The sequence below is a fragment of the Pseudomonas sp. MPR-R2A5 genome (genome assembly GCF_058793055.1).
This window is the reverse complement of record NZ_JBXAFK010000013.1, coordinates 54,092-79,279: the sequence shown is the minus strand read 5'-3', so window position 1 is coordinate 79,279 and position 25,188 is coordinate 54,092. Positions and strand designations below refer to the sequence as shown.

Annotated in this window: 22 protein-coding genes; 14 read left to right on the top strand and 8 right to left on the bottom strand. The window is 62.2% G+C overall.

Annotated features, from left to right (window positions below; genetic code table 11):
* The first annotated feature begins 119 nt into the window (after positions 1-119).
* The 14 genes from AC1Q6I_RS12200 to AC1Q6I_RS12135 all read left to right on the top strand — a co-directional run bounded on the left by AC1Q6I_RS12200 (position 120) and on the right by AC1Q6I_RS12135 (position 16,444).
* Positions 120-935 (top strand): energy transducer TonB, encoded by an 816-nt coding sequence (locus AC1Q6I_RS12200; RefSeq protein ID WP_024072761.1) that lies wholly within the window; start codon positions 120-122, stop codon positions 933-935.
* A gap of 52 nt (positions 936-987) precedes the next feature.
* Complete coding sequence (locus tag AC1Q6I_RS12195) at positions 988-1,710, top strand: MotA/TolQ/ExbB proton channel family protein (protein WP_102624820.1); 723 nt, start codon at positions 988-990, stop codon at positions 1,708-1,710.
* Position 1,711: 1 nt separating this feature from the next.
* Positions 1,712-2,113: an ExbD/TolR family protein gene (locus tag AC1Q6I_RS12190; protein ID WP_010565408.1), complete on the top strand. Its 402-nt coding sequence runs from the start codon at positions 1,712-1,714 to the stop codon at positions 2,111-2,113.
* A 315-nt stretch (positions 2,114-2,428) separates the two neighbouring features.
* On the top strand, positions 2,429-3,010 hold the full coding sequence (locus AC1Q6I_RS12185) for an alpha/beta hydrolase (RefSeq protein WP_024072766.1): 582 nt from the start codon (positions 2,429-2,431) through the stop codon (positions 3,008-3,010).
* 49 nt (positions 3,011-3,059) lie between these two features.
* On the top strand, positions 3,060-3,986 hold the full coding sequence (locus AC1Q6I_RS12180) for a sigma 54-interacting transcriptional regulator (RefSeq protein WP_024072767.1): 927 nt from the start codon (positions 3,060-3,062) through the stop codon (positions 3,984-3,986).
* A 125-nt stretch (positions 3,987-4,111) separates the two neighbouring features.
* Complete coding sequence (locus tag AC1Q6I_RS12175) at positions 4,112-4,894, top strand: MetQ/NlpA family ABC transporter substrate-binding protein (RefSeq protein WP_024072768.1); 783 nt, start codon at positions 4,112-4,114, stop codon at positions 4,892-4,894.
* Between the two features lie 492 nt (positions 4,895-5,386).
* A complete protein-coding gene (locus AC1Q6I_RS12170; protein ID WP_024072769.1) occupies positions 5,387-6,052 on the top strand; it encodes an amino acid ABC transporter permease in 666 nt (221 codons plus the stop codon).
* Positions 6,033-6,692: an amino acid ABC transporter permease gene (locus AC1Q6I_RS12165; protein WP_024072770.1), complete on the top strand. Its 660-nt coding sequence runs from the start codon at positions 6,033-6,035 to the stop codon at positions 6,690-6,692. The genes AC1Q6I_RS12170 and AC1Q6I_RS12165 overlap by 20 nt, the downstream gene beginning before the upstream one ends.
* A complete protein-coding gene (locus tag AC1Q6I_RS12160) occupies positions 6,689-7,465 on the top strand; it encodes an amino acid ABC transporter ATP-binding protein (protein WP_024072771.1) in 777 nt (258 codons plus the stop codon). Before AC1Q6I_RS12165 ends, AC1Q6I_RS12160 begins: the two co-directional genes overlap by 4 nt.
* Complete coding sequence (locus AC1Q6I_RS12155) at positions 7,462-8,313, top strand: transporter substrate-binding domain-containing protein (protein WP_102625447.1); 852 nt, start codon at positions 7,462-7,464, stop codon at positions 8,311-8,313. The genes AC1Q6I_RS12160 and AC1Q6I_RS12155 overlap by 4 nt, the downstream gene beginning before the upstream one ends.
* Positions 8,314-8,627: 314 nt before the next feature.
* Positions 8,628-9,731, top strand: a complete 1,104-nt coding sequence (locus AC1Q6I_RS12150) for an efflux RND transporter periplasmic adaptor subunit (protein WP_102625446.1) — start codon at positions 8,628-8,630, stop codon at positions 9,729-9,731.
* A complete protein-coding gene (locus tag AC1Q6I_RS12145) occupies positions 9,728-10,798 on the top strand; it encodes an efflux RND transporter periplasmic adaptor subunit (RefSeq protein WP_102625445.1) in 1,071 nt (356 codons plus the stop codon). Before AC1Q6I_RS12150 ends, AC1Q6I_RS12145 begins: the two co-directional genes overlap by 4 nt.
* Entirely contained in the window at positions 10,795-13,839 is a 3,045-nt protein-coding gene (locus tag AC1Q6I_RS12140) for an efflux RND transporter permease subunit (RefSeq protein ID WP_102625444.1), read from the top strand. Before AC1Q6I_RS12145 ends, AC1Q6I_RS12140 begins: the two co-directional genes overlap by 4 nt.
* Before the next feature lie 430 nt (positions 13,840-14,269).
* Complete coding sequence (locus AC1Q6I_RS12135) at positions 14,270-16,444, top strand: glycoside hydrolase (RefSeq protein WP_102625443.1); 2,175 nt, start codon at positions 14,270-14,272, stop codon at positions 16,442-16,444.
* A gap of 236 nt (positions 16,445-16,680) precedes the next feature.
* Here the strand turns inward: AC1Q6I_RS12135 and AC1Q6I_RS12130 are convergent, their stop codons facing one another.
* From AC1Q6I_RS12130 to AC1Q6I_RS12095, 8 genes are all read right to left on the bottom strand, one after another.
* The gene (locus AC1Q6I_RS12130) at positions 16,681-17,307 is read right to left on the bottom strand and encodes a class I SAM-dependent methyltransferase (protein WP_102625442.1); all 627 of its coding nucleotides are present in this window, start codon (positions 17,305-17,307) and stop codon (positions 16,681-16,683) included.
* A 325-nt stretch (positions 17,308-17,632) separates the two neighbouring features.
* The gene (locus tag AC1Q6I_RS12125) at positions 17,633-18,277 is read right to left on the bottom strand and encodes a methionine ABC transporter permease (protein ID WP_102625441.1); all 645 of its coding nucleotides are present in this window, start codon (positions 18,275-18,277) and stop codon (positions 17,633-17,635) included.
* Positions 18,267-19,382 (bottom strand): methionine ABC transporter ATP-binding protein, encoded by a 1,116-nt coding sequence (locus AC1Q6I_RS12120; RefSeq protein ID WP_102625440.1) that lies wholly within the window; start codon positions 19,380-19,382, stop codon positions 18,267-18,269. The genes AC1Q6I_RS12125 and AC1Q6I_RS12120 overlap by 11 nt, the downstream gene beginning before the upstream one ends.
* Positions 19,379-20,194, bottom strand: coding sequence for a MetQ/NlpA family ABC transporter substrate-binding protein (locus AC1Q6I_RS12115; RefSeq protein WP_102625439.1), 816 nt, complete (start codon positions 20,192-20,194; stop codon positions 19,379-19,381). The genes AC1Q6I_RS12120 and AC1Q6I_RS12115 overlap by 4 nt, the downstream gene beginning before the upstream one ends.
* Positions 20,195-20,303: 109 nt before the next feature.
* A complete protein-coding gene (locus AC1Q6I_RS12110) occupies positions 20,304-21,665 on the bottom strand; it encodes an LLM class flavin-dependent oxidoreductase (protein WP_102625438.1) in 1,362 nt (453 codons plus the stop codon).
* Complete coding sequence (locus AC1Q6I_RS12105; protein ID WP_069075023.1) at positions 21,665-22,858, bottom strand: SfnB family sulfur acquisition oxidoreductase; 1,194 nt, start codon at positions 22,856-22,858, stop codon at positions 21,665-21,667. The genes AC1Q6I_RS12110 and AC1Q6I_RS12105 overlap by 1 nt, the downstream gene beginning before the upstream one ends.
* Positions 22,859-22,882: 24 nt before the next feature.
* Positions 22,883-24,124 carry an SfnB family sulfur acquisition oxidoreductase gene (locus AC1Q6I_RS12100; protein WP_024072783.1) on the bottom strand — a complete coding sequence of 414 codons (1,242 nt, stop codon included), beginning with the start codon at positions 24,122-24,124 and terminating at the stop codon, positions 22,883-22,885.
* 187 nt (positions 24,125-24,311) lie between these two features.
* Positions 24,312-25,097: a hypothetical protein gene (locus AC1Q6I_RS12095; RefSeq protein WP_024072784.1), complete on the bottom strand. Its 786-nt coding sequence runs from the start codon at positions 25,095-25,097 to the stop codon at positions 24,312-24,314.
* Positions 25,098-25,188: the final 91 nt, after the last annotated feature.

Below are 25,188 nucleotides of genomic sequence, written 5' to 3'. Positions count from 1 at the left end.
TATCTATAACTTTAAAGATTACTTTAAGAGATAAGCGTCTGGCCCCGATGATTCAGCCCTCGACGGCCGCTTTGGCAGGCCTGTCGGTTTTTTGTTGCGAAACCGTAGGGAGTGAATCAATGGGCAATGTCCAGACCGCCGCCAGTGCACCCGAGGCGCTATGGCGCCAGGCACCGAGTGGTGAGTTGGTCGACCTTGGCCGGCCGCATCGCGCGCCGTTAGGGCAGTTGCGTTTGCAGAAAACCCCCAAGCGCTTTTCGAGCCGTCGCGAGGGGATTCTGCTCGGGTTGCTGGTGTTGGCCCTGCACGGTGCGGTGATCTATTGGGTGAGCCAGAAGCCCACCCCGGTGCTGCCGATTGTGCCGCCGGAAATCCCGCCAATGACCATCGAATTTTCCCAGCCGGCACCGCCCGTGGTGGAACCGCCACCGCCTGTGCCACCACCACCGCCGCCGCCCGTGGTCGAGCCACCGCCGCCGGTTGTGGATGAGTTGGCCGCCAAGCCGGCACCGCCCAAGCCGATTCCAAAACCTAAGCCCAAGCCGGTGCCAAAGCCTGAGCCCAAGCCCGCCCCGAAACCGGTCGAGCAGGCGCCCACGCCACCGCAACCGGCGCCACCGGCCCCCGCGCCCGCTCCGCCCGCGCCAGCCCCGGTGACCCCTGCTTCGGCCAACGCCGCGTACCTCAAGAACCCGGCGCCGGAGTACCCGTCACTGGCGCAGCGTCGCGGTTGGGAAGGCACGGTGTTGTTGCGAGTGCATGTGCTGGCCAGCGGTAAGCCGGGCGAAATCCAGGTCCAGAAAAGCAGCGGTCGCCAGCAACTCGACGACGCCGCGCTGACCGCCGTGAAGCGTTGGAGCTTCGTGCCGGCCAAGCAAGGCGATGTGGCCCAGGACGGCTGGGTCAGCGTACCGATCGATTTCAAGATTCACTAACTATTCGGCTGCGGTGTGTTGCACACGCCGCGACCCGCACAAGAGGGAAAACATCATGGCATTAGCATCTCCACTTGAATCCATCGAAAGCGCGGTGATCTGGCTGCTGGTGGTCTTTTCGGTCGCCACCTGGGGCCTGGCCCTGCTCAAGGGCGTGCAGTTCGGTCGCCTTAAAGCGCAGGATCGCAAGTTCCACAAACAGTTCTGGGCGGCGTCGAGTCTCGACTCGGCCGCCGAGTTGGCCGAGACCCAGCCTGGCGCCGCTGCCCGTGTGGCCCAGGCCGGTTACGCCGCGATCCAGGTCGGGGAAGCGCCGCACGCGGCCGACCTGAGCCAGGCGATCAACCACCAGGACCGCCTCGAGCGTGCCCTGCGCCAGCAGATCGTACGTGAGCGCCGCTCCCTGGAAACCGGCCTGGCCGTGGTCGCCAGTATCGGCAGTACCTCGCCGTTTATCGGTCTGTTCGGCACCGTGTGGGGGATCATGGAAGCGCTGAAGGGGATCAGCGCGGCCGGCTCCGCCAGCCTGGAAACCGTGGCTGGCCCGATCGGTGCGGCGCTGGTCGCTACCGGCGTGGGTATTGCCGTCGCCGTCCCGGCGGTGCTGGTCTACAACTACTTCCTGCGCCGCCTGAAGCTCACGGCGGCCGACCTGGATGACTTTGCCCACGACTTCTATAGCCTGGCGCAGAAGAATTCGTTCCGCGTGCTGCTGCACCCTGCGCTGACCAAAGGCGCGGCCGGCAACCCGCAAAAAGTAAAGGAGGCGTCCTGAGATGGCCTTCTCCACCCAAGACAGCGATGAGGTGCTGAGCGAGATCAACGTCACGCCGTTGGTCGACGTGATGCTGGTACTGCTGGTGGTGTTTATCGTCACCGCGCCGCTTTTGACCAACGCGATCCCGATCAACCTGCCCAAGACCGAGGCGGTCGCCCCGGTGGAGCAGAAGGACCCGCTGGTGGTGAGCATCGACGGTGCCGGCAAACTGTTTATCAACAAGGACGAAATCCAGCCGGACCTGCTGGAATTCAACCTGCAGGCGGCCAAGGCCAAGGACCCCGATGTGCGGGTGCAACTGCAGGCCGATGATGGTGTGAACTACGGCGAAGTGGCGCGAGCTATGGCGTCTATCGAGCGCGCGGGGATTACCAAGCTGTCGGTGATCACGGCACGTTAGTTTCAAAGCCTCGACAATTTTTTGGCCGTTTCCTTGGCAGGGTGCGGCCTTTTTTTTGCCTGGAATTTAAGTCGCGCCGCCAAATCCCGATCGGGAATGGGGCCAATGTGGGAGGGGGCTTGCCCCGATGGCGGAGTGTCAGTTGGCCAATTTGTCTGCTGACCCACTGCCATCGGGGGCAAGCCCCCTCCCACATTTTGATCTCATGCAGGATTGGTTTTTTGGTTATTAATAAATAGCTTCTTATTCCTTAACGAATATAACCCTCGTCCCTATACTGTCCTACAACGTTAAACGCTGCAGGAGGGCACACCCATGCACAGCGAGTTGATTCGTTATCTGATCGTGCCGGGCTGGCAAGGATCGCCAGAAGATCATTGGCAAAGTCACTGGCAGAACAGCCTGCCCAACAGCGCACGCGTGGAGCAGGCCGATTGGCTCACGCCGCGCCGTGAAGACTGGGTCGCCGCGCTGGCCGAGGCGATTGCCGCCGACAGCACGCCGGTGATTCTGATCGCCCATAGCCTGGGCTGCATCACCGTGGCCCATTGGGCGGCCACTGCCCCGGTGCAGTTCCTGCGGCAGGTGCGCGGTGCCTTGCTGGTGGCCCCGGCGGACGTCGAGCGTCCGGCGTGCTCGCCTGCCCTGCGCAACTTTGCGCCGATCCCGACCGACCTGTTGCCGTTTCCCAGCCAGGTGGTCAGTTCCGATAACGACAGCGCCGTCAGCGCCCCCCGGGCCCTGGAATTGGCCCGCAACTGGGGGGCCGAAGCCGGCATTCTCTCGGGGGCCGGGCATATCAATGTGAAGTCCGGTCACCAACGCTGGGAGCAGGGCTTCGCCTACCTGTATCGCTTGCAAAGCCGCCTCGAACATCACGCCCGGCGCACTGCCTGATATTTTTTAAACGCCCCGTCCCTGAGCGGATTTGGGGCGGGAGCCTGCCATGAGCCTGCATGAAACCTTCGGTCAGCCCCTGCTGACCTTCCCCGACGCCGAAAAAAGCCCGCTGAGCATCCGCGCCAAAGCGCTGGTGTTTGTCGACCCGCGTTCGCGACAACTGCGCGAAGAACTGGAAAACCTCGCCCCCCGCGCCTTGCCCGTATTGATTCGCGGCGAGACCGGTAGCGGTAAAGAGCTGCTGGCGCGGCATATCCACCGTGGCAGCGATCGCGCCGGGCTGTTTGTCTCGGTCAATTGCGGCGCCATCAGCCCGACCTACGCCGATGCTGAGCTGTTCGGCTACGCTGCCGGCGCCCACAGCGGCGCGGCGAGCAGCCGTGCCGGCTGGTTCGGGTCGGCCAATGGCGGCACCTTGTACCTGGATGAAATCGGCGATTTGCCGCTGCCGATCCAGGTCAAGTTGCTCGCCGCCCTGGAAAACCACGAAGTCACTCGCGTCGGTGCGCATCAGCCAAGCCCGGTGGATGTGCGCCTGGTAGCAGCCACCAGCATCGACCTGGCCCAAGCCGTGGCTGCCGGCAAGTTTCATGAGCGGCTGTTCCATTACCTGAGCGAAGGCCAGCTGGAATTGCCGGCATTGCGCGAGCGGGTCGGCGATATCCTGTCCCTGGCCGAGTACTTCCTCGGTATCTACAGCCAGCGCCTGGACCTGCCGGTGCCGTTGATCAGCGACGCCGCCCAGCGCGTACTGGAACACCACAGCTGGCCGGGCAATACCCGCGAGTTGGAGAACGTCATTCACTTTGCGCTGCTGGTCAGCAGCGGCGATGAGATTCTGCCGGAGCATCTGAATCTGCCCGTCGCCGGTTCGCCCCTTGAACAGGTGCAGCGAATATTCGATAACGCCAGCCCCGCCGAGCAGGAAACCTTGCGCCGCTTTCTACATGAACAAAATGGAATATCAACGTGAATAAAAGATATTGTTCGGGAATAAAAAATCTAGGTATTGTCGCTTGCATGCCGCGATAGCACTTCCTGGCACTTCTCATCAAAACGGTCGTCAGAGACGCCCCGCAATTCCAATAAGGACACTGCATGAAAAAGGTTCTGTTGTTTACCGCACTGGCGGCTGCCCTGACTGCAAGCTTCGCCCAGGCCAACGAAAAACTGGTGGTGGCTGCCACTCCGATCCCGCACGCGGAGATCCTTGAGCTGGTCAAGCCGACCCTGGCCAAAGAAGGCGTGGACCTGGAAATCAAAGTCTTCACCGACTACGTTCAACCCAACACTCAAGTGGCCGAGAAGCGTCTGGACGCCAACTACTTCCAGACCCTGCCGTACCTGGAAAACTTCAACAAGGGCAAGGGCACCAACCTGGTCACCGTGATCGGTGTGCATGTTGAACCCATCGGTGGCTACTCGAAAAAGATCAAGAATATTTCCGAGCTCAAGGACGGCGCCACCGTTGCCATCCCGAACGAAGGCTCCAACAGCGGTCGTGCCCTGTTGCTGTTGCAAAAGAATGGTCTGATTACGCTCAAAGACCCGACCAACGCGCTGTCCACGCCGAAAGACATCAAGGACAACCCCAAGCACCTGAAATTCAAGGAGCTGGAATCGGCCCTGCTGCCACGTGTGCTGGACCAGGTCGACCTCGATGTGATCAACACCAACTACGCCCTGGAAGCTGGCCTCAACCCAGCGAAAGACGCGCTGATCATCGAAGACGCCAAGTCGCCTTACGTGAACTTCCTGGTGGCTCGCCCGGACAACAAGGACAGCGCCGCTATCCAGAAATTGGCCAAGGCGCTGACCAGCCCGGAAGTCAAAGCTTTCATCGAGAAGAAGTACAACGGCGCAGTCGTGCCAGCGTTCTGATGTAAGCCCAAACCCCTTCAAGGTTTCAACGCCGACGGCTACTACAGCGTCGGCGTTTTTTATGCCTGGAATTTGGAATGCAATAAAAACTGTGGGAGGGGGCTTGCCCCCGATGGCGGTATGTCAGTCACAGATGCATTGACTGAGCCACTGCTATCGGGGGCAAGCCCCCTCCCACATGGGATCTACGGTGTTTTAGAGATCCCGGCTATTGATCGCCCTGCGCAACGCCACCAACCATTTCACCAGCTCCTGCGGATCAATCGGCTTCGCTTTGTTCATTGTTCATTCCTTCGAAACACAGACCCCCCAACCATAGCCGTCACTTGGAAAACCCGCGAATCCGGCGGTTATCTTTTTGGGTGATATCAATATGCTATTTCGGTATTTAAATTTTATTTTTTATACCTTTAGAGTTCGCGCTACCCGGCGTTACCCACGCCGGCCTGGACGGCACTCGCTGCATTACCCCTGCGGCGTCATGGACTCAAGATGACCTTCGATTTCGCTTTTATCCTCAGCACCCTGCCGGCGTTTTTCAAAGCCGTGGGGGTGACGCTGCAAGTGGGCCTGATCGCCATTGCCACCTCGCTGTTGGTGGCGCTGATCAACGCCGCCTTGCTGGTGTTTCGCACGCCTTACCTGTCGCGCCTGGTTGGGCTCTATGTGGAGTTGGCGCGTAACACCCCGCTGCTGATCCAGCTGTTTTTTGTGTACTTCGCCCTGCCGGCCCTGGGCTTCAATATTTCCGGGTTTTGGGCGGCGATCATCACCATGACCTTCCTCGGCGGCGCCTACCTCACCGAAGTGCTGCGCGCGGGCGTGGAAGCGGTGCCGCTGGCGCAGGTCGAATCGGGCAAATCCATCGGTCTGTCCGACTGGCAGTTGCTGCGCCATGTGATCCTGCCCCAGGCCGGCATCCTCAGCCTGCCGGCGCTGTTCGCCAATTTCATCTTCCTGCTCAAGGAGACCACCGTGGTCTCTGCCGTGGCGGTGCCGGAGATTCTCTACACCACCAAGAGCTACATCGCTCTCTACTACAAGACTTACGAAATGCTCGCCGTGCTGACGCTGATTTGCGTGCTGCTGTTCCTGCCGTTGTCGCTGCTGCTCAGCCGCCTGGAAAGGAGGCTCCAGCATGGCCAGTTCGGGTCTTGAATTGTTGTGGGTGTCGCTGCCGCAACTGGGTAAGGGCGCTGCGCAAACCCTGTCGATTTCCTTTCTGAGCATCGCTTTCAGTACGGTCGGCGGGGTGCTGTACGGCGTGTTGCGCACGTTGAATCAAACGGTGATCAATGGGCTGCTGCGCATTTACCTGGAGCTGTTCCGTGCGATCCCGGTGCTGGTGTGGCTGTACCTGCTGTTTTTCGGCCTGCCGATTTTCTTCGGCCTGAGCATTCCGAGTTTCTGGTGTGCGGTGTTGGTGCTGTCGCTGTGGGGCGCCAGCGAGGTGGGCGAAGTGGTGCGCGGCGCTTTGCATTCGCTGCCCCGTGGCCAGCGCGAGGCGGGCTTGTCGATTGGCCTGTCCGCCCCGCAGCTGTACGGCTACGTGCTGCTGCCCCAGGCCCTCAAGCGCATGACGCCGCCGACCATCAACGTCTACACGCGCATCATCAAGACCAGCTCCCTGGCGGTGCTGATCGGTGTGGTGGACGTGATCAAGGTGGGCCAGCAAATCATCGAGCGCACCTATGAGTCGGTGTTGATCTACGGCGCGCTGTTCCTGTTTTTCTTCTTCATCTGCTACCCGTTGTCAGCCGCCTCCAAGCTGCTGGAACGGCGCTGGGGCCAAGCATGAGCGCACTGATCGAGTTCCGGGGTTTCAATAAGTTCTTCGGCGACCAGCAGGTGCTCAAGGGCATCGACCTGAGTGTGCAAAGCGGCGAAGTGGTGGTGATCCTCGGCCCCAGCGGCTGTGGCAAAAGCACGTTGCTGCGCTGCCTCAACGGCTTGGAAGCAGCCCATAGCGGCAGCCTGCGATTTGCCGGCAAGGAGCTGCTGGCTAAACACACGGATTGGCGCCAGGTACGCCAGGATGTGGGCATGGTGTTCCAGAGCTACCACCTGTTCCCCCATATGAGTGTGCTCGACAACCTGCTGCTCGGCCCGCTGAAAGTGCAAAAGCGCGAGCCCCGCGAAGCGCGCGCCCAGGCAGAAAAACTGTTGGACCGCGTCGGCCTGGCCGACAAGCGCGACGCCTACCCGCGCCAGCTTTCCGGCGGCCAGCAGCAACGCATCGCTATCGTCCGTTCGTTGTGCATGAACCCCCAGGTCATGCTGTTTGACGAAGTCACCGCCGCCCTCGACCCGGAGATGGTCAAGGAAGTGCTGGAAGTGATCCAGGGCCTGGCCCGCGACGGCATGACCCTGCTGATCGTCACCCACGAAATGGCCTTCGCCCGCGCCGTGGCCGACCGCGTGGTGTTCATGGAGGCCGGTCGCATCCTCGAACACAACACCCCCGAAGAATTCTTTACGAACCCGCAAACCGCACGCGCGCAGCAGTTCCTGGAGAAGTTCTCCTTTGTTTCAACACTGCCCAAGAAAACCCAGGAACTGGAGCTGATATGAAAAAGTTACTGCTGCCACTGTTTGCCGTTGCCTTACTGGCCGGCTGCGATAAAAAGGCCGAAGAGCCCGCTAAACCTGCCGCCGCCGTGAGTTACATCGACAAGATCAAGGCGCGCGACAAACTCATCGTTGGCGTGTTCACCGACAAACCACCGTTCGGCTTTGTCAACGAAGCCGGGCGCTACGTCGGCTTCGATACCGACATCGGCCGCCGATTCGCCAAGGACTTGCTGGGCGATGAGAACAAAGTCGAATTCGTCGCCGTCGAGCCGGCCAGCCGTATTCCCTTCCTGCAAAGCGACAAGGTCGACCTGATCCTCGCCAACATGACCGTGACCCCGGAGCGTAGGGAAGCGGTGGACTTCACCAACCCCAACCTGAAAGTCGCGGTACAGGCCCTGGTGCCCAACGACAGCCCGGTCAAGAGCCTGGATGACCTGGCCACCCGCACCACCATCGTCACCACCGGCACCACGGCCGATATCTGGCTGACCAAGAACCACCCGGACTGGAAACTGCTCAAGTTCGAGAAAAACTCCGAGTCGTTGCAGGCGCTGTCGGCCGGGCGTGGCGATGCGTACGCGCAAGACAACCTGGTGCTGTTCAGCTGGGCCAAGCAGAACCCGGGCTACCGCGTGTTGGAACAGAAACTCGGCGACGAGGCCCCGATCGCGCCAGCGGTGAAGAAGGGCAATATCGAATTGCGTGACTGGGTGAATGCCGAGTTGGCGAAGCTGGGTGAGGAGAAGTTCTTGCTCAAGTTGTATGACCAATATGTGCGCAAAGAGCTGAGCGACGACACCAAGCCTGAGAGTGTGATTGTCGAAGGCGGTAAGTGGCAGGGCTGATGCTGCGCTGACTGTTTTACTGCTATCGCAGGCAAGCCCTAATGCCGTTCAGTCAGGGCTTTTTTGTAGGAGCGAGCTTGCTCGCGAAGAACTCACAGGCGCCGCGCTCATTCAGGAAATACGCGTTATCGTTGACGTTTTTCGCGAGTAAGAACTAGGCGTCCCCCTCGCTCCTACAGAAGGCGATGTGCGCTTAACTGACCGGCGTTAGGTCAAACCCCCTCAATACGCCTTCCCCATGCAGAAAAGGAACCCTGATCTAAGCTCACAGTCGCATACACACTGGCACATCGCATCGCGCACAAGGAGTCCGCATGGGCGGTCGTATTTCCATCTGTATGGTCGGCATGGGTTTGGCGGTGTTGCTGAGTGGTTGTGGTCAGGAAAAAACCGAACCCAAGCAGCATTCCCGGGTGTTTGTGCAAACCGTGCAACCCGCGGATTTCGCTGCGGCCGTCACGCTGACCGGTGATATCCAGGCCCGTGTGCAAACCGATTTGTCCTTCCGCGTGGGCGGCAAGATCATTCAGCGCATGGTGGACGTGGGCGACCGGGTCAGCGCCAAGCAAGTGCTGGCCAAGCTCGATCCCAAGGACTTACAGACCAACGTCGATTCCGCCCAGGCCCAGGTCGTGGCCGAGCAGGCGCGGGTCAAGCAAGCCGCCGCGGCCTTCGTGCGCCAGGAAAAGCTCTTGCCCAAGGGTTACACCAGCCGCAGCGAATATGACAGCGCCCAGGCCGCGTTGCGCAGCAGCCAAAGCGCCTTGGCCGCTGCCCAGGCGCAGTTGGCCAACGCTCGCGAGCAATTGGGCTACACCGCCCTGGTCGCCGAAGCGCCTGGGGTGATTACCGCACGCCAGGCGGAAGTGGGCCAGGTGGTGCAGGCCACCGTACCGATCTTCAGCCTGGCCCGCGACGGCGAGCGTGACGCGGTGTTCGACGTGTATGAATCGTTGCTGGTGGAACCGGCCAATGATGACGTGATGACGGTCAAGTTGCTGGATAAGCCGCACGTGCAGGCCACCGGTAGAATCCGCGAGACCACCCCCGCGGTGAACGCTGCCAGCGGTACCTTGCAGGTGAAGATTGCATTGAACACGTTGCCCCAGGGCATGGACCTGGGCGCTGTGGTCAGCACCACTCTCCATGCCCCGGCCAAGGCCAGTATCGAACTGCCATGGGCGGCGCTGACCAAAGACCTCAGCGAACCCGCCGTATGGCTGGTGGACGGCGACGGCAAGGCGCAGTTGCACAAAGTCAGCGTGGCGCGTTACCTCACTGGCCAAGTGATCATCAGCGACGGCCTCAAAGGTGGCGAAAAAGTCGTGGTGGCGGGCGGGCAATTGCTGCACCCCGGCATGCAGGTCGAGATCGCCCAGGCGCCGGACCCGGCGCAGGCCCAAGGCGCGCAACCATGAAGTACCTGACGGTTGTCCTCATCGCCGGCCTGCTGCTCGTGGGTTGCTCCAAGCCGGAACCGCCGCCCGAGCCGGTGCGCCCGGTGCTGTCCATGGAAGTGAAATCCGAAGACCAGGAAACCTTCGGCCGTTTCGCTGGCACCATCCAGGCGCGCTATGAAAGCAACCTCGGCTTTCGTGTTCCGGGTCGCATCGCCCGGCGCGCCGTGGATGTGGGCGCCGAAGTGGAGAAAGGTGCCGTGCTCGCCGTGCTCGACCCCACCGACCAACAAAACCAACTGCGCGCGGCCCAGGGCGACCTCGCGCGCGTCCAGGCGCAATTTATCAACGCCCAGGCCAATGCCCGGCGCCAGCAAGCGTTGTTCAACCGTGGCGTCGGCGCCCAAGCCCAATTGGATGCGGCCCAGACTGACCTGAAAACCACCCAGGCCAGCCTCGACCAGGCCCAGGCCACGGTCAACCAGGCCAAGGACCAGCTCAACTATGCCGAACTGCGCACCGACCATGGCGGCATTGTCACCGCCTGGAGCGCCGAAGCCGGCCAGGTGGTCAGCGCCGGCCAGCAAGTGGTGACCCTGGCCCGCCCGGACGTCAAGGAAGCGGTGATCGACCTGCCCGCCGGCCTTGCCGAGCGCCTGCCGCCGGACGTGGTGTTCCTCGTCGCCGGGCAGCTGGACCCCAGCATCAACACCACCGCCACCGTGCGCGAGATCGAGCCCCAGGCCCAGAGCGCCACGCGTACCCGTCGGGCGCGGCTGACCCTGGCCGAAACACCGCCCGCGTTCCGCCTTGGCACGGCGATCAGTGTGACCTTGAGTTCGACCATCGCCCCACGTATCGAGTTGCCCCTGAGCGCCTTGCAGGAAGTCGACGGCAAGACCCGCATTTGGCTGCTCGATACCCACAGCCAGACCGTGCAACCGCGCGACATCACCGTGCTTAGCCGTGACGCTGACAGCGCCTTGCTCAACGGCGGCGTCAACCCCGGCGAGCGTATCGTCACCGCCGGCGTGAACAGCCTGAAACCCGGGCAGAAAGTCAAAATCGACGAGGACAGCCCGCGATGAAAGGGAGCTTCAACTTATCCGACTGGGCCCTCAAGCATCAGTCCTTCGTCTGGTACCTGATGTTCGTCGCGCTGCTGATGGGCGTGTTCTCCTACCTGAACCTGGGCCGCGAGGAAGACCCTTCGTTCACCATCAAGACCATGGTGATCCAGACCCGCTGGCCGGGTGCGACCCAGGAAGAAACCCTCAAGCAGGTGACCGACCGCATCGAGAAAAAACTCGAAGAGATCGACTCTCTCGACTACGTGAAAAGCTACACCCGGCCTGGAGAGTCCACGGTGTTCGTGTTCCTCAAGGACACCACCAGCGCCAAGGCGATCCCCGAGATCTGGTACCAGGTGCGCAAGAAGCTCGACGATATTCGCGGCACCTTCCCCCAGGGCCTGCAAGGGCCGTCGTTCAACGATGAATTTGGTGATGTGTTCGGCTCGGTGTATGCGTTTACCGGCGATGGCCTGTCGATGCGCCAACTGCGCGATTACGTGGAGCAGGTGCGCGCCGAGATCCGCTCGGTGCCGGGGTTGGGCAAGGTCGAGATGATCGGCCAGCAGGATGAAGTGATTTACCTGAATTTCTCCACGCGCAAACTGGCGGCCCTGGGCATTGACCAGCGCCAGGTGGTGCAGAGCCTGCAATCGCAGAACGCCGTAACGCCCGCTGGGGTGATCGAGGCTGGGCCGGAGCGGATTTCCGTGCGCACCTCCGGGCAGTTTGCTTCGGAAAAAGACCTGGCCGACGTGAACCTGCGGCTCAATGATCGCTTCTATCGCCTGGCGGATATCGCCGAGATCACCCGCGGCTACGTCGACCCGGCGCGGCCGATGTTTCGCTTCAACGGCAAGCCGGCCATCGGCCTGGCTATCGCCATGCAGAAGGGCGGCAATATCCAATCGTTCGGTGAGGCCCTGCACACGCGCATGGACGAGCTGACCGCCGACTTGCCCGTGGGCGTCGGCGTGCACAAGGTCTCCGACCAGGCCGAAGTGGTGGAAGAGGCCGTCGGCGGCTTTACCAGTGCGCTGTTCGAAGCGGTGATCATTGTCTTGGTGGTGAGCTTTATCAGCCTCGGCCTGCGTGCCGGGCTGGTGGTGGCGTGTTCGATCCCGCTGGTGCTGGCGCTGGTATTCGTGTTCATGGAATACAGCGGCATCACCATGCAGCGTGTGTCGCTGGGCGCGTTGATCATCGCCCTTGGCTTGTTGGTGGACGACGCGATGATCACCGTGGAAATGATGATCACACGCCTGGAAAAAGGCGAAACCAAGGAACAGGCGGCGACCTACGCGTACACGTCCACGGCATTCCCCATGCTCACCGGCACGCTGGTGACCGTGGCCGGCTTTGTCCCGATTGGCCTCAACGCCAGCTCGGCGGGGGAGTACACCTTCACCCTGTTCGCGGTCATTGCGGTGGCGATGCTGGTGTCGTGGGTGGTGGCGGTGCTGTTTGCGCCGGTGATTGGCGTGCATATCCTCAGTGCCAATGTGAAGCCCCATGGCAACGAACCGGGGCGCATCGGCCGCGCGTTCAATGCCGGTATGCTCTGGGCCATGCGCAACCGTTGGTGGGCGATCGGCATCACCGTGGCCCTGTTTGCCGCGTCGGTGTTTTCCATGCAGTTCGTGCAGAACCAGTTCTTCCCGTCGTCGGACCGCCCGGAAATCCTCGTCGACCTCAACCTGCCGCAAAACGCCTCGATCAATGAAACCCGCAAGGCGGTCGACCGCCTCGAAGCCATCATCAAGGACGACCCGGACATCGCGCGCTGGAGCACCTACATCGGCCAGGGCGCGATCCGTTTCTACCTGCCCCTCGACCAGCAACTGGAGAACCCGTATTACGCGCAGTTGGTGATTGTCAGTAAGGGCCTGGAAGAGCGCGGTGCGTTGATCACGCGTCTGCAAAAACGCCTGCGTGACGATTTTGTCGGTGTCGGCAGCTTTGTGCAGCCGCTGGAAATGGGCCCGCCGGTGGGGCGGCCGATCCAGTACCGCGTTTCCGGTAAAGACACCGACCAGGTGCGCAAGCACGCCATCGAATTGGCGACCTTGCTCGACAAGAACAGCCACCTGGGCGAGATCATTTACGACTGGAACGAGCCGGGCAAAGTGCTGAGGGTCGACATCGCCCAGGACAAGGCGCGGCAGTTGGGTTTGTCATCCGAAGACGTGGCGCAGTTGATGAACAGCGTGGTCAGCGGGGCCTCGGTGACCCAGGTGCATGACGATATCTACCTGATCAACGTGGTCGGCCGCGCCGTAGACGCCGAACGTGGCACGCCGGAAACCTTGCAGAACCTGCAGATCGTGACACCCAACGGCACCTCGATCCCGCTGCTGGCCTTCGCCACCGTGCGCTATGAGTTGGAGCAGCCGCTGGTGTGGCGCCGCGACCGCAAGCCGACCATCACCATCAAGGCGGCGGTGCGCGACGAGATGCAGCCCACTGACCTGGTCAAGCAGCTCAAGCCCGAGATCGACGCGTTCAGCGCCGACCTGCCGGTGGGCTACACGGTCGCCACGGGCGGCACCGTGGAAGAAAGCGGCAAGGCCCAGGGCCCGATTGCCAGCGTGGTGCCGTTGATGCTGTTTTTGATGGCGACCTTCCTGATGATCCAACTGCACAGCGTGCAGAAGATGTTCCTGGTGGCCAGCGTCGCGCCGCTGGGACTGATCGGCGTGGTGCTGGCGCTGATCCCCACAGGCACGCCCATGGGCTTTGTGGCGATCCTCGGTATTCTCGCGCTGATCGGCATCATCATCCGCAACTCGGTGATCCTGGTGACGCAGATTCACGAATATGAAGTGGCCGGCCATTCGCCGTGGGATGCGGTGGTGCAAGCCACCGAGCACCGGCGCCGGCCGATCCTGCTCACGGCCGCGGCGGCCAGCCTGGGCATGATCCCGATTGCACGGGAAGTGTTCTGGGGGCCGATGGCCTACGCGATGATTGGCGGCATCATCATCGCCACCTTGCTGACGCTGTTATTCCTGCCGGCGCTGTATGTGGCCTGGTACAAGATCCGCGAACCCCAACAGTAACCTGTGGCGAGCGGGCTTGTTGTGATGAACGGGTTTGTTGTGGATAGCAGGCTTGTTGTGGCGAGCGGGCTTGCCCCGCGTTGGGCTGCGAAGCAGCCCCAATAAGGCCGCCGCATTTCTTCTGGTAGAACCGGGAGACTGGTTTTAGGGCCGCTACGCGCCCCAACGCGGGGCAAGCCCGCTCGCCACAACAAGCCCGCTTGCCACAACAAACCCGTTCATCACAACAAGCCTGCTATCCACAACAAGCCCGCTCGCCACAGTTACAGTGTTGCTCCTTAATTGACTGGCATCCGGGCTTGCCCCCTCCCACAAGTTGATCTCGGCTGGGCATTTGAGCCGTGGGAAATTTCTGGAAGTGACGCTTGTTACCCTGGCCGACCGTTGAGTGATTTAACCTCCGGCCTCCACCTCTCAACGGTCGCCTGCCATGAACCGTATGCGTCATACCTTGCTGATGTGTTGCTGCTTGCTGTCGCCCGTGGCTTTTGCCAGCACCGTATTGGAAAACCCGTTGTGGCGAGTCGAACTCGACCCGGCCACCCTCGCCATCCGCGTGACACCCAGCGGCCAGCCAGAGGTCCAGGCCTCCAACGGCGTAGCGGCCCGTGCCGTCAGTCAACTTGCACAACACGATCAACAGGCCAGTTGGCAATGGGATGACGGTGCCTATCGGGTAACTGCCAGCCTGGAGCAGCGCGACCTGGTGCTGTCGATCACGGCGCGGGAAGCCGGTGAGCTGCCGATACTTTTGCAGCCGGCGAGCGCCATGGGCCGAGGGTTGATGTGGCCGCTGGCCGAAGGGCATTACGTGCCGGTCGGCAATACCACGTGGAACACTTTCCTGGTGGCCCAGGGCGATATCAACACCACCCAGGACCTCAGCCTGCCGCTGTGGGGTGTCGATCACGGCGCCTTCACCCTTAACTGGTTGCTGACCAATCCCTATAACAACCGCCTGCGCTGGCGGGGCCAGGCGTTGTCGTTGACCCATGAGTTCACCTCGCTCGCACCTGCCGCCCCCATGACCCTGTTGTTGCACCTGGGCGAAAGCGATCCGCTGGCCGGCGCCAGGCGCTATCGCCAATGGCTGGTTGAGCAGGGCCGCTATGAACCCCTGGCAGACAAGCTGCGGCAAACCCCTGGGGCTGAAAAGCTGCTGGGCGCCAGCCATGTTTACCTGTGGGGCAATGATCTGCTGGCGCCGGAGGATGTGCGTGATTGGCCGCTATTGCTCAAGCGCTTGCGTGCTCATGAGCTCAAAGGCCTGTTGGACAAGGACTCCGCAAAGATCCTGGCGCAGCCCCGCGGGTTGAATCGCTACGAACAAAGCGTGCTGTTGCGCGGCCTCAACGCCGCGATCAACAGGAAGGCCCGGCAGAGTTGGCAGGTGGACGAGCCCGATATGAGCCGTCTTGCCGCCCGCTACGGTGAATTGCGTCGCGAACTGGCCGTGGACTTTGCCGGTGCCCTCGGCGACAGTCCCGACACCTGGGGCAGCCAGGCAGTACAAACCCTGCGCGACGCCGGCTTGCCACGCTTGATGCTGACCCTGGGCGAAGGCTGGGAAGGCGGCCTTTGGCACCCCGAAACCATCCGCGCCGGCGTCGACGCCGGCTACCTGATGGCGCCCTACGATTCCTATCAAACCGCGTTGTCCGCCACCGAAAACCCCGACTGGACTACCGCCCACCTGGGCAACCGGGCCTACCGCGACTGCGCCATCGTGTTGAAGGACGGCAAACTCAAGACCGGCTTCCAGCAGTCCGGCCACTACACTGACCCGCGCTGTGTGCGGCCTCTGCTGGAAGCGCGGGTGAAAGCCGTGCAGGCCAGGGCCGGCTTCAATGCCTGGTTTCTCGATGCGTATGCCACCAGCATGGTGCTCGACAGTTACCGCGACAGCGCTCCGATGACCCAGGCGCAGAACGCTGAAGGCAATATCGATGCGTCCCGTTGGCTGAATACCACGCTGCAAATGCCGACAGGTTCCGAAGACGGCAACGCCATCACCGCCCAGGGCATTCTGTTCGCCCATGGCATGCAAACCCCGGTGCTGGGCTGGGGTGATCGCGACATGACCCAGGACAAGCAGTCGCCCTACTACGTGGGTAACTGGTACCCGCCGGAGCAACCGGCGGTGTTCTTCAAGTCGGTGCCGCTGAACGAGCCGTTTCGTACGCTCTACTTCGACCCGACGCTGCGCCTGCCGCTGTATCAGGCGGTGTTCCACGGCGCGGTGATCACCACCCATCACTGGCTGTTCGACAGCCTCAAACTGAGCAATGTGCGCGCCGAGAACGAGCTGGCCCAACTGCTCTACAACGTGCCGCCGCTGTATCACCTGAGTGCCGCGACGCTCAAGGCGCGGCTGCCGCTGATCCAGCGCCAGGACCGATTTTTTCGACCGTTGCATGAGCGCCTGGCCACCCAGGCGATGACCGGGTTTCGCTGGCTGACGGCGGATCGACAGGTGCAGGAAACCACGTTTGCCGATGGCACGCGGTTGGTGGCGAATTTTTCCACGGCGTCGAGAGAGGGGTTTGCGGCAAGGAGCGTGACAGCGGTGGTGGATGAGAAATCGGTGGTGTATCAGGTGCAGTAGTGGCGTCCATCAGTCCGTCATCGGGGGCAAGCCCCCTCCCACAGGGGCATGCATTTCAAATGTGGGAGGGGGCTTGCCCCGATGGCATCCGCCCAGGCAACCCAGCCTCAAGCCTTGCGCCAAACACTGGCCAGCCAAGGCTGCTGCTCCCTGGGCAATCCCCCTCCCACAGGGGCATGCATTTCAAATGTGGGAGGGGCTTGCCCCCGATGGCATCCGCCCAGGCAACCCCGGACTCAAGCCTTGCGCCAAACACTGGCCAGCCAAGGCTGCTGCTCCCGGGGTAATCCCGCCGGGCGGTAGTAATGCTCCAGCTCCACAAACCCGGCGGTGGTGAGCAGTGTTTGCCACGCATCGAGGTCGTGATAAGACCCATAGCGCGGCCCATTCCAGCCTTCCTGGTTTTCCCCCCGTGGATTGGAGCTGAACAACACTCCACCCGGTTTCAGCGCCCCATGCAGTTGCCTGAGCACACGCGGCAGTTCCTGCTTGGGGATATGAAACAGCACCGCATTGGCAAAGATGCCGTCAAAGCGTTCAGCGGGCAGTTCCAGCTTGAGGAAATCCTGCTGCAACACCTCACAGCCACTGTCTTCCCGCGCCATCTGCGCAAAGCGTTCCGAACCATCGAGCCCGACGGCGATATGCCCCATGCGCGTAAAGGTCTGCAAATCCCGCCCCGGCCCGCAGCCGAAGTCCAGCACGGTAAAGGGCGGCGTGCCCTGGATATGCCGCAGCAGCGCGTTGATGTTCTGGCTCACATCGTGGTCGCGGGTACCTTCACGGAAGTCCTCGGCCACCTTGTTGTAGTGGCCGAGGGTGGTGGACGTGATCTGGTCGAGGTCGTCGGGCTTGAGAGGCATGGTGATGAATACCGGGCGCTGAGATGGCCCGACTATACCCCATGTGTCGAGCGGGCTTGCCGTCACACCAGTCAGTTAAGGAGGAGCACTGTAACTGTGGCGAGCGGGCTTGCCCTAATGCCGTTCAGTTAAGCGTACATCGCCTTCTGTAGGAGCGAGGGGGACGCCTAGTTCTTGCTCGCGAAAAACGTCAACGATAACGCGTGTTTCCTGAATGAACGCGGCGCCTGTGAGTTTTTCGCGAGCAAGCTCGCTCCTACAAAAAAGCCTTAACTGAACGGCATTAGGGCTTGCCCCGCGTCGGGCTGCGCAGCAGCCCCAGCTTTCAGCGCTTATTCAGCCCCCGCGCCAACCGATCGCCACCCAACTGGATCGCCGCCACCAGGATCACCAGCAGCACAATCACCGTGAGCATGATCTGCGTATCGAAACGCTGGTAGCCGTAGCGGTAGGCAATGTCGCCCAAGCCACCGGCGCCGATTGCCCCGGCCATGGCCGACGAGTTGATCATGGTCACCAGGGTGATGGTGAACCCGCCGACAATCCCCGGCAGGGCTTCGGGCAACAGCACGTGCCAGATGATGTGCCAGCGCCGGCAGCCCATGGCCTGTGCGGCTTCGATCAGGCCGTGGTCGACCTCGCGCAGACTCACTTCGGCGATCCGCGCAAAGAACGGTGTAGCGGCGATAGTCAGCGGTACCACCGCCGCCCATACGCCATAGGTGGTGCCGACGATCAACCGCGTGAACGGGATCAGCGCCACCATCAGGATCAGGAACGGAATGGAGCGGAACAGGTTGACGAACGCCCCCAGCACCCGGTTCAACGCAGGCGCCTGGTAGATGCCGCCCTTGTCGCTGGTGACCAGGAACACCGCCAGCGGAATGCCCACCAGCAACGCGATCAGCGATGACACGCCGACCATCAACAAGGTGTCGAGGGCACCCTGTACTAAACGATCAAACCACATAGCCCACCACCTCTACCTGTTGTGCCCAGCGCCCGGCGCGATTGCGCAGCGCTTCGGCGTTATGGGGCGAGCCGTTCACTGCCAGCAGCAGTTGCCCCAGGGCATGCCCCTGGATGCGTTCCACGCCGCCCTGCAGCAAGCGCACGCGCCCGCCAAGTGCGCCGAACAGCGCGGCCAGGTCTGGTTCATCGGTAGCGCTGCCGGTGAACTGCAAGCGCAGCACCACGGCCGCGTCTGACGACGCGGGCGTGGCCTGCAAACGGCTTTGCAGTTCGTCCGGCAAACCGTGCTGCAACGGTGCCAGCAGGGTCTTGCTGACCTCATGTTGCGGGTTGCCGAACACTTTCCACACCGGGCCTTGCTCGACGATGCGCCCGTGTTCCAGCACGACCACGCGGTCGCAGATTTCGCGGATCACCGCCATCTCGTGGGTGATCAACACGATGGTCAAACCCAGGCGCCGGTTGATCTCGCGCAACAGGCCGAGGATCGATTGGGTGGTCTCCGGGTCGAGGGCCGAGGTGGCCTCGTCGCATAACAGGATTTGTGGGTCGTGCACCAGCGAGCGGGCAATGCCCACACGCTGTTTCTGCCCGCCTGAGAGCTGCGCCGGGTAGGCCTTGTGCTTGTCCTGCAAACCCACCAGTTCCAGCAGCTCACGGACCTTTTGCTCGCGTTGCGGCTTAGGCACGCCGGCGACTTTGAGCGGCAATTCGACGTTCTGCCACACGGTCTTGGCCGACATCAGGTTGAAGTGCTGGAAGATCATGCCGATACGCCGACGCAGCGCCACCAGGCGGTCTTCGTCGTAGTCGCCGATGTCCACCTGATCGATCAGCACGCGCCCGCTGCTGGGTTGCTCCAGGCGGTTGATGGTGCGGATCAGCGATGACTTGCCGGCGCCGCTGCGGCCGATAATGCCGAACACTTCACCACGCTGGATCGCCAGGTCGATGCCTTGCAAGGCATGCACGCTGCCGTCGTAGGTCTTGCCCAGGTTGATAAAGCGCACGTGCGCGCGGTTCAGGTCCGGGTGCAGTTCGGTCTGCTCGGCGTCCCTGGGCGGTAAACCCAGGTCGCGCAGTTGAGAGTGGGCGGCGGTCATTTTTTGTCTTCCCAACCGACTTGGTACAACTTGCCAAGGGATTTATCCAACGCCGCGCGCACCACTGGCGAGTGCTGGTAGATGTCGACGAACTTGATCACGCGTGGGTCGGTTTTGCTTTTGGGCTGGATCACGAACTGGATCACGTATTCCGGGTGGTCGAGACCGTCGAACAGCAGCGCCGACTCGGCATCGAAGGTCTTCGACAGGCGGATATACGCCGGGTAGCCCTGCACCAGGTCCGCATCGTCATACGCGCGCACCAGTTGCACGGCTTCGACTTGCAGGATCTTGATCTTCTTCGGGTTGCTCACGATGTCTTCTTCGGTCGCCTTGTAGCCCACGCCCGGCTTGAGGGTGATCAAGCCGGCCTTGGCCAGCAGTTGCAGGCCGCGACCGCTGTTGATCGGGTCGTTGGCAATCGCCACGCTGGCGCCTTGGGGCAGGTCGTTGATGCTTTTGTATTTTTTCGAATACAGCCCGACGTTGTTGATGATGCCCGGCGCGTACGGCACCAGGTCAAAACCAGCGGCGGCCTTGGCGTTTTCCAGGAACGGGATGTGCTGGAAGTAGTTCACGTCGATGTCACCGGCGGCCAGGCTGACGTTGGGCGCGATCCAGTCGGTGAATTCCACCAGCTCGACTTTCAAGCCTTGCTTGCCGGCTTCGGCGACGGCGGCTTCCAGGGGAATGGCGAAGGCGGCGGTGGTGCCGATTTTCAACGGTGCATCGGCGGCGAACACCGCCGCGCTGAACAACCCGAAGGCCAGGGCCAGTGCTTTGACTGGGTGGGAGAGCAGGATCTTTTTCATAATCGAGTTCCAGTTGTAGGAGCGAGCTTGCTCGCGAAAAATTTGAGGGCGCTGCGGGGTATCAGAGGCCACGCGTTATCGTTAACTATCTTCGCGAGCAAGCTCGCTCCTACAGGGGGCAGTGGCGGTAGGTGGAGCCGGTGTGTTGTTTGGGCAAGCGCGCGCTGCGCTGGAATACCTTTTCCCGTAGCGTGCCGTTCTCATACTCGGTCTTGTACGACCCACGCTTCTGCAACTCCGGCACCACCAGGTCGATAAAGTCCACGTAGCTTTCCGGCGTCACAATGCGCGTGAGGTTGAAGCCATCCAGGCCGGTTTCGCTGATCCAGGATTCCAGCTCGTCAGCGACCTGTTCGGGCGAGCCGACCAGGGTGATATAGCGCCCACCGAGGGCGTGCTGCTCGAGCAATTTGCGCCGGGTCCAGTCGTTGTTTTGCAGGTTCTTGGTGGCCGACTGGATCGCGTTGCTCTTCACGTACTGGATCGGTTCGTCGATTTCGTATTGGGAAAAATCAATCGCGGTGGACGCCGAGAAATGCGCCACGCCGGCCTCCGCGCTGGCGTAGCTCAAGTACTCGGCGTGCTTGGCCCACGCCAGTTCTTCGGTGGCGCCGACGATCACGTTGAGGCCCATGAACACCTTGATGTCGTCCGGGTTGCGCCCGGCCTCGACTGCGCTGGCGCGCACCTTGTCCACCTGCACCTTGGTAGCGGCCTTGTTTTGCCCGCTGATGAATACGCACTCGGCATGCCGCCCGGCGAACAGCAAGCCACGCTCCGAACTGCCGGCCTGGAACAGCACGGGCGTACGCTGCGGCGACGGTTCGCACAGGTGGTAACCCTCCACCTGGTAGAACTCGCCGTGATGCTCGACCTTGTGCACCTTGCCCGGCTGCGCATACACCCGCGCTTGCGGATCGTTGAGCACCGCGTCGTCTTCCCAGCTGCCTTCCCAGAGCTTGTAGAGCACCTCCAGGTATTCATCGGCCTGGTCGTAGCGCCGGTCATGCTCGACCTGTTCGGACAGGCCCATGGCCTTGGCGGCGCTGTCGAGGTAGCCGGTGACGATGTTCCAGCCGACACGGCCACGGCTCAGGTGATCGAGGGTGGACATGCGCCGGGCGAACAGGTACGGCGGCTCATAAGTGAGGTTGGCGGTGAGGCCGAAGCCGAGGTTTCTGGTCACGGCGGCCATCGCCGAGAGCAGCAGCAACGGGTCATTGACCGGCAGTTGGATCGACTCCTTGAGCGGCACATCAATCGAGCGCTGGTACACGTCGTACACGCCGACGATATCGGCGATGAACAAACCGTCGAACAACCCGCGCTCCAGGGTTTGCGCCAGGTCGGTCCAGTACTCGATGCTCTTATATTGGGTGGAGGTGTCCCTTGGGTGGGTCCACATACCGTGGTTGATATGCCCGATGCAGTTCATGTTGAAGGCATTGAGCAGGATCTTTTTCTTCGCCATCAGATGGTCCCCCGCAGTGGCGGGTTTTCAGCGTTGAGGTAGTAATTACCTACCGCGTGGTACTTCCAGCGCACCGGGTCGTGCAGGGTGTGCACGCGGGCGTTGCGCCAGTGGCGGTCGAGGCCGTGCTCGGCCAGGGTGGCCTGGCTGCCGGCCAGTTCGAACAGGGTGCTGCCGGCGGCCAGGGAAATCTCGGTGCTCAAGGCGCGCACTTCGGCCACGGCAATCGATGCCGCCGCCACGGTGTCGGCATTGCTGTCGGCCTGGGCGCGGTCGAGGTAAACACCGGCACGTTCCAGCAAGGCTTCGGCAGCGTGCAGGCGGATGCTCAGGTGGCCAAAACTCTTCAGGGTGAGCGGGTCTTCGGTGGCTTTGTCGTTGCCGGAATCGATCCACGGGCGGGTCTTGGTGCGCACAAAGTGCAGCGCGTCCTCGAAGGCGGCGCGGGCGATGCCGGTGTCGATGGCGGCGTGAAGGATCTGCGCCAACGGGCCTACGGTGGTGGGGCGCTCGAAGGCGCTCTGGAACGCAATCACGTCGTGCGCGGCGACCCACACATTGTCGAAGACGACGGAGCCGCTGCCGGTGGTGCGCTGGCCGAAGCCACTCCAGTCGTCGATCACGTTCAGGCCTTCGCTGTCGCGGGGCACGAAGGCCAGTTGCTGGATGCCGTGTTCATCCACCACCGAGGTGGGGATGCGTTGGGCATAGATCGCGCCGGTGGCGTAGAACTTGCGTCCGCTGATACGAAAGCCATCGCCATCGCGGGTGATGGCGGTCACGCGGTCGTGGGCGGTCTTGGTGCCCAGTTCCGCCAGGGCGTTGCCGAAGCGTCGGCCGGCGAGCACTTCGGCGTACAGGCGTTGTTGCTGTTCAGGGCTGCCATTCACGCGCAGCACTTCGAGGGCATAGAAATGGTTTTGCGGAATCTGGCCCAGCGAGGCGTCGGCCTGGGCGATCAGCGCAATGACTTTGGCGAGGGTGACGTTGGATACGCCGGCGCCGCCGTATGCCTTGGGTACGCTGATACCCCACAGGCCGGAGCGCGAAAACACGTCCAGTTCGGGCAGCGGCAGGCGGCGTTCGCGGTCGCGCTGGGCGCTGTCGCGGCGCAAGTCTTCGGCCAGGTCGCTGGCGACAATAAGGGCTTGTTCGTCGCTGGTGATAACCGCGACACGGTGAGAAAGGGTCATGAGTTTCTCCAGAGGTCTGGTCGGTTAAATCCAGGAATGGCGAGCCGGCAATGTGCCGTTCAAGCGATAGGCGCCAACGGCGTGATACTTCCAGCGCACCGGGTCGTGCAGGGTGTGCACCCGCGCGTTGCGCCAGTGACGGTCGAGGTTGAATTCGGCGAGGGTGGCGCGGCTGCCGGCCAGTTCGAAGAGTTTTTCGCTGACCAGCAACGACACTTCAGTGGTGAGCACCTTCGCCTCGGCCACGGCAATCGACGCCCGCGCGGCGGACTGGGCGGTGATCGGCGCGGCGCTGACCTGGTCCAGCACCTGACCGGCCTTGCGCAGCAGCGCCTCGGCGGCGTGCAGTTCGATTTTCAGCTTGCCGATATCGGCGATCACATACAGGTCATCGCTGGCGCGTTCGACCTTGGCGTCGATCCACGGGCGCGAACGCTCGCGCACAAAGGCGATGGTGTCATCCAGCGCGCCACGGGCAATGCCGGCGTCGATGGCGGCCTGGATCAATTGCGAGACGGCGCCCTGGATATTCGGGCTTTCGCCGATGCGCCAGTTCTCGACCACCAGCTCTGCGTCGACCGGCACCTGGTCCAGCAGCACGGTGCCGCTGGCGGTGGTGCGTTGGCCAAAGCCGGACCAATCGTCGACGATGCGCAGCCCTTCGGTGCCACGGCGCACAAATGCCATGACCTGCTTGCCGTCATCGTTCAACGCTTTGACCGCCACCCAATGGGCAAACAGCGCACCGGTGGAATAAAACTTCTGGCCGCTGATCACATAACCATCGCCCTTGGCAGTGATGCGCGCCTTGAGTTCCAGGGTGTTCCTGGTGCCACGCTCCGGGCCGCCGTTACCAATGCGCCAGCCGTCGAGCACGCTTTGGAACAGCTGCTTTTTCTGGCGCTCGGTGGCGGCACCCTGCAACAGGTGCAGGATGCCGAAATGGTTCTGCGGGATCTGCCCGAGGGCCGGGTCTGCCGCGCTGATGATCGCGAACACATCGGCCAGGGTCACGAACGACACTTGTGGGCCGCCGTACTCACGGGGAATGGAAATACTGCCCAGCCCGCTGCGGGTGAATTGCTCGATCTGTGCCCACGGCAACTTGCGCTGCTGGTCGCGCTTGGCGGCTTGCAGGCGCGCAGCCTGGGCCAGCTCATGGGCCGCGCTCAACGCTTGGGCGTCGTTGCGCAGCACAGTGGCTGGCAACAGCAGGGGGGCTACGTCCAGATCACTCTGGGGGGGTGTTAGAGCCAAGTTAGACATCAGCGCCGCTCCTTGGCTGCACGTAATGCCCTGGCGTTGCGCACCGGGGTAATTCTGACCATACCGACCTCGCATTCAATGAAATGAAAACAAAACAATCAGGAATGTCCGGTGGTCCGGTGCATATACCCTAAGCGTGTTAAATCTTTAAATAAACTAACTTTTAGGAATATGCATAGAAGGTCCGTCACCCAGGTTCCAAGGGGGAACCGAGGCGACGCGGTTGATAGGGCAGCGCGTCCCTGGCCGCACGGGTCGGCGCCTGGGGCGCACAGGCGGCGATGCGCAAAGTGCGGGCGGGCGCCCAGCGTGAATTATTGCCAACCCGATCGAGGATGCAGTACGTCACGTCCAGCCGGCTGTCGTCGCCCGCTTCGAGAATCACCGCTGAAGGTACCCACACCTGGACCGCCAGGCCGACGCTGCGCGTCGTTATTTTCGGCAGGTCCAGGCGCACATCACCCCAGCGCAGGGTGATGGCGTCGCCGCTGGCCATGTTCAGGTAAGGCTCGATGGTCAGCGGAATACCGCGACGTACCTGGCTGCCGTTGACGCCGTAACGGCCGATCATCGCGGGTACCCTGATGGGGGCGAGGTTCTGGTTTTCGTCGCTGTACAGCGGCGAGGGCTGGCCGCCTGGGCCGTTGGTCTTGACGCGTACCTGCGTCACCGCCGAGCGGGCCGGGCTGCGGCCGACTTGCATGACCTGGTAGTGAACCTGTGCCAGGCCATCCTGCACGAAGCTTTCGGGCACCCGCAGGTGGGTGGGGGTGCCGACCTTGCACGCCGTTACCCGACGTGAGGCGGCGAAGCAGTTGTTCCAGAACAGTTCGATCAGGTCGCCTTCATCCATGCCCGGATAGGGGGCGATATCGACCTGCAGTTGGGTGGCGGCCAGGGCGTTGATGCCGTGCGGCAGGGCCTGGGGCAGGGTCGGGGCGGTGAGCATGGCCGGGGTTGCAGTGCGCGTCATAAGTCATCTCCTTGATGCAGCCAGCAGCAATCGTTCCGGACCTTGGGCGCAGGTGCGCAAACGGGACCGAAAGGAACGATTCAGTGAGTAG

Excerpts from the sequence above, each read along its gene's own strand:
- AC1Q6I_RS12200 (WP_024072761.1), top strand. The coding sequence starts at position 120 with ATGGGCAATGTCCAGACCGCCGCCAGTGCACCCGAGGCGCTATGGCGC.
- AC1Q6I_RS12190 (WP_010565408.1), top strand. The coding sequence starts at position 1,712 with ATGGCCTTCTCCACCCAAGACAGCGATGAGGTGCTGAGCGAGATCAAC.
- AC1Q6I_RS12185 (WP_024072766.1), top strand. The coding sequence starts at position 2,429 with ATGCACAGCGAGTTGATTCGTTATCTGATCGTGCCGGGCTGGCAAGGA.
- AC1Q6I_RS12180 (WP_024072767.1), top strand. The coding sequence starts at position 3,060 with ATGAGCCTGCATGAAACCTTCGGTCAGCCCCTGCTGACCTTCCCCGAC.
- AC1Q6I_RS12175 (WP_024072768.1), top strand. The coding sequence starts at position 4,112 with ATGAAAAAGGTTCTGTTGTTTACCGCACTGGCGGCTGCCCTGACTGCA.
- AC1Q6I_RS12170 (WP_024072769.1), top strand. The coding sequence starts at position 5,387 with ATGACCTTCGATTTCGCTTTTATCCTCAGCACCCTGCCGGCGTTTTTC.
- AC1Q6I_RS12165 (WP_024072770.1), top strand. The coding sequence starts at position 6,033 with ATGGCCAGTTCGGGTCTTGAATTGTTGTGGGTGTCGCTGCCGCAACTG.
- AC1Q6I_RS12160 (WP_024072771.1), top strand. The coding sequence starts at position 6,689 with ATGAGCGCACTGATCGAGTTCCGGGGTTTCAATAAGTTCTTCGGCGAC.
- AC1Q6I_RS12155 (WP_102625447.1), top strand. The coding sequence starts at position 7,462 with ATGAAAAAGTTACTGCTGCCACTGTTTGCCGTTGCCTTACTGGCCGGC.
- AC1Q6I_RS12150 (WP_102625446.1), top strand. The coding sequence starts at position 8,628 with ATGGGCGGTCGTATTTCCATCTGTATGGTCGGCATGGGTTTGGCGGTG.
- AC1Q6I_RS12145 (WP_102625445.1), top strand. The coding sequence starts at position 9,728 with ATGAAGTACCTGACGGTTGTCCTCATCGCCGGCCTGCTGCTCGTGGGT.
- AC1Q6I_RS12140 (WP_102625444.1), top strand. The coding sequence starts at position 10,795 with ATGAAAGGGAGCTTCAACTTATCCGACTGGGCCCTCAAGCATCAGTCC.
- AC1Q6I_RS12135 (WP_102625443.1), top strand. The coding sequence starts at position 14,270 with ATGAACCGTATGCGTCATACCTTGCTGATGTGTTGCTGCTTGCTGTCG.
- AC1Q6I_RS12130 (WP_102625442.1), bottom strand. The coding sequence starts at position 17,307 with ATGCCTCTCAAGCCCGACGACCTCGACCAGATCACGTCCACCACCCTC.
- AC1Q6I_RS12125 (WP_102625441.1), bottom strand. The coding sequence starts at position 18,277 with ATGTGGTTTGATCGTTTAGTACAGGGTGCCCTCGACACCTTGTTGATG.
- AC1Q6I_RS12120 (WP_102625440.1), bottom strand. The coding sequence starts at position 19,382 with ATGACCGCCGCCCACTCTCAACTGCGCGACCTGGGTTTACCGCCCAGG.
- AC1Q6I_RS12115 (WP_102625439.1), bottom strand. The coding sequence starts at position 20,194 with ATGAAAAAGATCCTGCTCTCCCACCCAGTCAAAGCACTGGCCCTGGCC.
- AC1Q6I_RS12110 (WP_102625438.1), bottom strand. The coding sequence starts at position 21,665 with ATGGCGAAGAAAAAGATCCTGCTCAATGCCTTCAACATGAACTGCATC.
- AC1Q6I_RS12105 (WP_069075023.1), bottom strand. The coding sequence starts at position 22,858 with ATGACCCTTTCTCACCGTGTCGCGGTTATCACCAGCGACGAACAAGCC.
- AC1Q6I_RS12100 (WP_024072783.1), bottom strand. The coding sequence starts at position 24,124 with ATGTCTAACTTGGCTCTAACACCCCCCCAGAGTGATCTGGACGTAGCC.
- AC1Q6I_RS12095 (WP_024072784.1), bottom strand. The coding sequence starts at position 25,097 with ATGACGCGCACTGCAACCCCGGCCATGCTCACCGCCCCGACCCTGCCC.